Here is a 2,018-nt window from a genome sequence, read left to right as displayed (position 1 = left end):
GCGCGCCTTCATGCCGAATGAACCAAAGCCTCACTCCCAGATCTTGTTTTCACAGCGTTAAGTTTAGAGTGCCGCATCATCAGGACGGCTCGGAAGAAGAACTGAGACACGCCTCATGCTGACATGCCGAGCCTGCGGCATCGAACCCTTGGCCTACTTGCGCCATCTTCTCGGCGAGTTGCCCCAGGGCGGAGCAGATGCCGACATCACCGATCTGCTGCCCTTCAACTTCACCAAACCCGCCGCTGCCTGAACCGATGCGACCGTCTGACAGCGACCAACGTCAAACTGGCCGCGTCAATGCGCATGGAAACGAGCGCTTACAGTAAATCTACTCATTTACCTCGCCCAGAAATGATTATAGCTGAATTGGTGTCTTCAATTACACTCGCCTCAGTTGGAGCTGGGCCAAGAAGCGGTCCAAACGATTGGAGGCACCGTAAACTTAACGCTGTGAAAACAAGATCTGGGAGTGAGGCTTTGGTTCATTCGGCATGAAGGCGCGCGATTAGGCGCCATGCTTGCATGGCAGTTGCTCGCAGTTCTCGATGGTGGGTGGATGGAATATCGTGGCGGGGAACGTTAAAGAGGTTGACGACCGGGTCGTGGATGGAAACGAAACGCTGAAGCTGTCGCGCTGACTTGAAGCGCTTCATGATCCTCTCCCGTCGTCGGACGGGTTTATGAGAGTTCTCCGCCCGATTGTTCAGGCCCTTGTGCGAGCGATGCTCGACGCCCGGCATGATCTCTCGCTTTGCTGCGCCGTAGGACTGCAGCTTGTCGGTGATCATCACACGCGGCGAACGGCCTTGGCCTCCTGCTGTTGCTTCAAATGGAGGTTACGATGAGGGAACAACGTTGGTGGACGCAGACGGCCCTCTTCCCCGGTGTGCTTGCTATCGCGACATCATGGATCATTCCTTCCCTCTTCCCTCCGTCGTTGTCGTCGTTAGCCGTTGACCTTGCACCATCTGGCGTGGGGTTGGCGGTTCTGGCTATCTCAAGCCTAGGACTTCCGCATTGGAAACGATTGGCTCTTGCCGTGTGCCGTCCGACCGTTTCCGAATTCTGATCTGGTCTGAGTGGTGGATAGGTATGTCTTCAGAACCCGAAAAGCATGTCTCCCAAAGTTCGGCCCGGACTGCGGCCCATATCTCAGCATCGGTGCATCAGCGTGTTGATTTCGAACTACGTCGGCTGGAGGGTGGCAAGTGGCGGCTTCGGGTCATTTCCCAGCAAGGGTTATATTGGATGAAATCCATGAACGTGGGTTCTGGCGAGGACGAGCTTCATCTTAACCTGATCGCCGCGAACGATTTTCTGAGAAGTGTTCGACGTCACGGCCTCAAGACGGAATACATCGGCCCCCTGGGTCGTTGTCTGCTGTGAGCCGGTCGGTGTCGCCATTGTTAAATAGGCCCGGAAGCATCCTCTACCGGGCGAGGACGGCATCTTATGCGTGGTCCATCGCTGAAATGAGATCAGGGAACTTTGCCATGTATGTCGCCAGCAGCAGGGGATCATTGTCCAGGACTGGAAACGGTCCGAGCGAATGCCGACACGGCGCGCCCGCTATGCCGGAATATACCATGAAGGGAGCGGACTATAGCCGCCAGTTTGCGGGTACCGTATTTCCGCGTTTGGGTGCGCAGGATCATACACATTACGACCCCAGCGATTTCGGCTACGTAGCCTATGAGGCTCGAGGCTATGCCATCCGCGGCGGCAATCATTTGTCTGGCACCCACATCACGGGAGCGACGAAGGCCAATTCCGTCGTGGACAAGAACCAGCGCGGCTGGGACCACGAAAACCTCTACCTCGTGGGTGGCGGCAGTATGCCGATCATCGGTACAGCCAATGTCACCTTGACGCTGGCCGCCATGTGCTTCCGAAGCAGTCGCGACATTCTGAAATATCTGCACTGAACGAAGACCAATATCCGGTACGCGGAACGAACTGCGGAACTCGACGCACGCGACACGAAGCCGGACTGTGCACCTAACTACATTCCAGGG

2 protein-coding genes and 2 pseudogenes are annotated in these 2,018 nt (G+C 56.4%); 3 read left to right on the top strand and 1 reads right to left on the bottom strand.

Features of this window, described 5'->3' with window-relative positions:
• Nucleotides 1-112: 112 nt before the first annotated feature.
• A pseudogene (locus AC1D1Z_RS36845) lies at nucleotides 113-253 on the top strand (transposase domain-containing protein); the annotation flags it as partial.
• Nucleotides 254-485: 232 nt separating this feature from the next.
• Here AC1D1Z_RS36845 and AC1D1Z_RS36840 read toward each other — a convergent pair.
• Nucleotides 486-812, bottom strand: a pseudogene (locus tag AC1D1Z_RS36840) (DDE-type integrase/transposase/recombinase); the annotation flags it as partial.
• A 208-nt stretch (nucleotides 813-1,020) separates the two neighbouring features.
• Between AC1D1Z_RS36840 and AC1D1Z_RS36835 the strand changes: the two are divergent.
• The gene (locus tag AC1D1Z_RS36835) at nucleotides 1,021-1,389 is read left to right on the top strand and encodes a hypothetical protein (RefSeq protein WP_130657432.1); all 369 of its coding nucleotides are present in this window, start codon (nucleotides 1,021-1,023) and stop codon (nucleotides 1,387-1,389) included.
• A gap of 200 nt (nucleotides 1,390-1,589) precedes the next feature.
• On the top strand, nucleotides 1,590-1,928 hold the full coding sequence (locus AC1D1Z_RS36830; RefSeq protein ID WP_245268479.1) for a GMC oxidoreductase: 339 nt from the start codon (nucleotides 1,590-1,592) through the stop codon (nucleotides 1,926-1,928).
• Nucleotides 1,929-2,018 lie beyond the last annotated feature (90 nt).

It is taken from the genome of Rhizobium sp. P1_E1 (assembly GCF_056406015.1).
The sequence above is the reverse complement of the archived record's forward strand: the minus strand, read 5'-3'. Positions and strand labels throughout refer to the sequence as shown.